The organism is Okeania sp. SIO2B9 (assembly GCF_010672505.1).
GTDB lineage: Bacteria > Cyanobacteriota > Cyanobacteriia > Cyanobacteriales > Microcoleaceae > Okeania > Okeania hirsuta.
Genome location: NZ_JAAHGK010000501.1, coordinates 1 through 5,024, shown reverse-complemented (window position 1 = coordinate 5,024; position 5,024 = coordinate 1). Strand labels below are relative to the sequence as shown.

Sequence of the window (5,024 nt, the reverse complement as noted above, 5' to 3'; positions counted from 1 at the left end):
ATGATCTTCAGGATGATAAATAATGTGAGAAACGAAGATAATTCCAGATTTGATTTCTAATACAATCACCGATTAGTTAGTGTAATACTTACGCTAACCACTTTTTCTTTTTGTCCAAAGTCCAATATTCGACAAAAAGCTATCATTATAAATGTAGAGATCTGTACAGTCGTTATCTACATATTGTCAGAACCGATCTATCTAAACAATTCTTATTTCTAGCTTCTATATTTATTATAGGCAATCTACCTAACATTTAGATAATTTTTTTTTCGGGAATTTTTTGATGTTTTTTACCTTCCTATTTCTGGATTATTCATCTCCGGAAACTAAGTTTTTTCCCAGGTATTACAAGGGATTAAAGTTAATGTCGGAGAAGTATATTTCAAGAAACTTTTGCTTAAGCAAAGCCAGAGCTTTAATAAACTGAAGTATTAGCCAGTAAATCACAAACAATGAAACTGTGATACTTGGAATAAATAATATCATCATCAACATTAATTCTGGTTGTTTATGTGCTGCGTTCAAAAAACATAAAATCCATTCTTCTTAATTTCCCGAACATTTAAAAAGTAAATTAAGCCCTTGGATTGTAAAGAGAACCGTACAAATAAGTATAAAAAATCCCTGAGCAAACTAATATCTTGAGATAACTCCTGAGAATCTGCTGTTTAAACATGCAAAACTTCATTAATTTGCTCAGATTCCTCCTCAGTTTTAACCTGCTCAGAATTACCAGAATAATTATCATATTCTGAAGTATCTTCCCTTTTTTTAACACCCCTGATTAGATTAGGAAACAATTTGAGTCTGATCTCAGTCAATAATTAATTAACACTGATGACAAAATCATAGAATTATCTAATTTATAAACGGCCTAAAATATGACCATTGCCAATCTTTATTATTATTTTAATATTAGAGACAAATCATAAACAGAAATGGGAGAAAATATAGTAGCAATATAGACATATTTCCAGAAAATCTTAGCTAAAATCAAAAACATAATTAGGAGATAAATATTATGTCAGACCTTGACCGTGGAATAATGAAATTTAAGGGAGCAGATACTCCCAGCGCGATCGCCATTTCTGCGATTGTGATTCTAGGTGCAATAGTCTTTCTTCTTTTGTGGGGACTTAGTACCGCTTATACAGTTGGCTAGTTAACAACAATACAAGTTTTCTAGAGACGTTCTGGCGGAACGTCTCTTTAAGATATTTAATTTTCAATTAAAATCCAATTTATTTAGAATATAGTAATATTAAATAGTAATATTAAAAGGATATAAAGAACTTAAAAAAAATAATTTACGATTTATTCCATTTGTCATAAAATGCTGCTATAAATAATAACAAGAATCTCAATGATTTTGGATTTTTTGCCAGTTGCTGATTCTATCAATATCATATTAGTTTAATAGAAGTTATTTCAGATAAACCTAGTTTGGAGCTATATTATTAGATATGACTGCTGAAAAAAAAATACATCACCAACAAACTTTAAGTCCTAGTATCTTAGCAGGATGTATGGGCTTTATGATGATTTGTGCTTGGGCATTTGCAGGTCCTAAAGCTTTTGAAAAACCTACTATTGATGTTCAATTGACTGAAACTGAAGATGTAGATGATAAAACAGAAGTTACTCAAGTACAAAGAATAGAAACTGAAACAACTGATACAACAACCACTGAAGCAGAGTCTATAACTACAACTACAGAAACTACAGAAACCGAAACAACTACTACAGCAGAGTCTCCCACTCCCATCACAACTGATACAACAACCACTGAAGCAGAGTCTATAACTACAACTACAGAAACCACAGAAACCGAAACAACTACTACAGCAGAGTCTCCCACTCCTATTACAACTGATACAACAACCACTGAAGCAGAGTCTATAACTACAACTACAGAAACCACAGACACTGAAACAACTACTAGCTCAGTATCTACTTCTCCATCTGCGACCGTATCACCTACTACTAATATTACTACTACCTCTGGATCTGGAACTGCACAACCAACTGCTACATCATCGCCAGAAATCGAAACTTCTGCTGCTACCTCTACTAACACATCTACAACATCTCAACCACAAGGCAAGAATTTGAGTAAAGCCAAAACTTTAGGTCAAGTAAAATTTGGATTTGATGAATTTGAATTATCTCCCCAAGCAGAGCAAACTATAAATAGTCTCATCTCAGAAATTAAAGAATACGATCCTAATAAAGTTACGATTAGAGTTGAAGGTCATACATCTCAGGTCGGTGGTGCTCAGTTAAACCAAGAAATATCTCAAGACCGAGCAAATGCAGTAGTCGAATATTTGAAACAGCAGAATTTACCATATCAGGTTGTTGGCAAAGGAATGGGATTTTCTCAACCACTCCCTGGTAGCGATCCTGCTGCTGATGTCAATCAGCGAACAGTAATTATTTTGACACCCGCTAATTAACTTTGAACTTCTTCACAAAATCAATATTAATTTTTAACTCTTATTTTTCGACTGGCAGATGCCAAATTCTAGGATTTAATGCCAGTTTTTGTCTGTTTAAGACCTTTGACTTGCTTTATAGCAGAAAGAAGAAGGAAGAAGTAAAGAAGGAAGAAGGAAAAAGAAAAAATATTGTGTTGTCTGAGTTTTAAGCTCTCGATCTGTTCGCACCCTTTCCTTCGACTGCCATACCTTATTTGGCCATAGGTAATATGCTATATTATAAAGACTATTCCCGATCAAAATTAATAACTCAGAACTCTAAATGTCTACAAAACCTACCATTTCATTCTCTCACTTAGGGTGCGAAAAAAATCGTATCGATACCGAACATATCATAGGTTTACTAGCACAAGCGGGTTATCAAGTAGATGCTAACGAAGAATTAGCAGATTATGTAGTCGTTAACACCTGTAGTTTTATTCAAACTGCCAGAGAAGAATCTGTTCGTACTTTGGTAGAATTAGCAGAAGCTAACAAAAAAATAGTCATCGCAGGTTGTATGGCGCAACACTTCCAAGAAGAATTACTTGCAGAGTTACCAGAAGCAGTAGCACTTGTGGGGACTGGTGATTATCATAAAATAGTTGATGTGATGCAACGGGTAGAAAAAGGCGATCGCGTCACAGAAGTCTCCCCTCAACCCACCTATATTGCCGATGAAACAACCCCACGTTACCGCACCACATCCGAAGGAGTTGCTTATGTGCGAATAGCTGAAGGTTGTGATTATCGTTGTGCTTTTTGTATTATTCCTCATCTACGAGGAAATCAGCGATCGCGCACCATAGAATCTATTGTCACTGAAGCTCAACAACTAGCAGACCAAGGGGTAAAAGAAATCATCCTCATCTCCCAAATAACCACTAACTATGGAATCGATATTTATGGCGAACCCAAACTCGCCGAACTTCTCCGCGCCCTAGGAAAAGTTGATATACCCTGGATTAGAATGCACTATGCCTATCCTACAGGTTTGACTCCCAAAGTAATAGCTGCTATTCAAGAAACTCCCAATATTTTACCCTATCTAGACTTGCCTTTACAACATTCTCATCCCCAAATATTGCGGGCCATGAATAGACCTTGGCAAGGTCGGGTTAATGATGATATAATCGAAAAAATAAAAGCAGCTATGCCCAATGCCGTGTTGCGGACAACCTTTATAGTGGGCTTCCCTGGTGAAACGGAAGATCATCATGCACATTTAGTGAAATTTGTCAAGCGTCACGAGTTCGATCATGTTGGGGTATTTACTTTCTCTCCAGAAGAAGGAACCCCCGCCTATAGTTTGCCTAATCAGTTGCCCAAAGCAGTGATGGACACCCGTAGAGAAAAAATTATGCAAGTCCAGCAGCCCATATCTGGAAAACAGAATCAAAAATCAGTGGGACAAGTAGTTGATGTACTGATTGAACAGGAAAATCCTCAGACAGGAGAGTTGATTGGTAGGTCACCACGGTTTTCTCCAGAAGTGGATGGACTTGTTTATCTCCAAGGTAAAGCTCGTTTGGGTTCAATTGTGCCAGTGATGATTACAGATGCAGATGTTTACGATTTGTATGGTTATGTAGATTTGAGTAAATCAAGCAATTAGTCATTCAGTTGAAGTGTAGGGTACATTTTTAGGGATTGCCAAAGCATCATTAGACACATAAAGTCTTGCAACTAAATGATACTTATGAAGATATAAACTATACTGGGCTTCTTGCGCAACTTAAAATCTTAACACATTACAATATATACATCAGAAATTCTTCTTAACTTTGATTGCTTTACAGACTTTACATGTAACGCCTGTATCACTTTTAAGTAACTTCTGTAAAAAGTGTGTAATGTCCCAAAACCTCTACATCAATGTACAAAATCTAAAAAATTAAGTTAATTCCAGGAAAATATGTAATAAATGTGGCAAATGTTAAGTCATTTGTTATTATGTTAATCATTATGAAGATAAAGACGAGCTACCCAAAGGGAGCTGTTAAGTATCATAAAATACCTACGGTAATGTAGGTAGATACGCTGGGACATGGAAAACCTCAAAATTAAGGTCATTTTTTCTTCCTTTGTCCAACGGAAACTTGATATATACAACAGCTTAACGATAGCCAAATATTGGCTCTAACCTTTCTCAACAGACCCTCTAGGAAATTCCTCTCTATGGCCGTAGGTTTAGGAGTGAGACGAAAGGAAACTTAATCGCAGGGGCTTAAAATTCCTGAGATTGATATGTGTGAGACAGTAGTAATTTCTATATCTTTATATTGTAGTGGTTGATAACCTACCTGACTTACTTAAAAGGTCGTAGAAACAATATAAATTTTCTATTATATCTACTAGCGGTAGTTCAGGTAATCAGACAAACTACATAACTTAATAATGTTCATGTTTGTCTGCCTGTAAAATCGGAAAGCCTCTACAAAAAAAATCAGAATTTATCCGCCTTGAGAAGCAGGGTGGCTGCGCTGATTCTCCTTTTGAGGAGATTTAAACGCCAGTATAAATTTGAGAGATGCGGTCGGCTCA

3 protein-coding genes are annotated in these 5,024 nt (G+C 35.8%); all 3 read left to right on the top strand.

The features are described 5' to 3' along the window. Positions 1-1,024: 1,024 nt before the first annotated feature. On the top strand, positions 1,025-1,165 hold the full coding sequence (locus F6K13_RS17785) for a hypothetical protein (protein WP_192901095.1): 141 nt from the start codon (positions 1,025-1,027) through the stop codon (positions 1,163-1,165). Positions 1,166-1,466: 301 nt separating this feature from the next. Beyond that, the gene (locus F6K13_RS17780) at positions 1,467-2,459 is read left to right on the top strand and encodes an OmpA family protein (protein ID WP_124154420.1); all 993 of its coding nucleotides are present in this window, start codon (positions 1,467-1,469) and stop codon (positions 2,457-2,459) included. Between the two features lie 304 nt (positions 2,460-2,763). Then, the gene (gene rimO, locus F6K13_RS17775) at positions 2,764-4,095 is read left to right on the top strand and encodes a 30S ribosomal protein S12 methylthiotransferase RimO (RefSeq protein WP_124144435.1); all 1,332 of its coding nucleotides are present in this window, start codon (positions 2,764-2,766) and stop codon (positions 4,093-4,095) included. The last annotated feature ends 929 nt before the right edge of the window (positions 4,096-5,024 follow it).

Bases quoted from the DNA above. Each gene is read 5' to 3' on its own strand.
- F6K13_RS17780 (WP_124154420.1), top strand. From the start codon at position 1,467: ATGACTGCTGAAAAAAAAATACATCACCAACAAACTTTAAGTCCTAGT.
- F6K13_RS17785 (WP_192901095.1), top strand. From the start codon at position 1,025: ATGTCAGACCTTGACCGTGGAATAATGAAATTTAAGGGAGCAGATACT.
- rimO (WP_124144435.1), top strand. From the start codon at position 2,764: ATGTCTACAAAACCTACCATTTCATTCTCTCACTTAGGGTGCGAAAAA.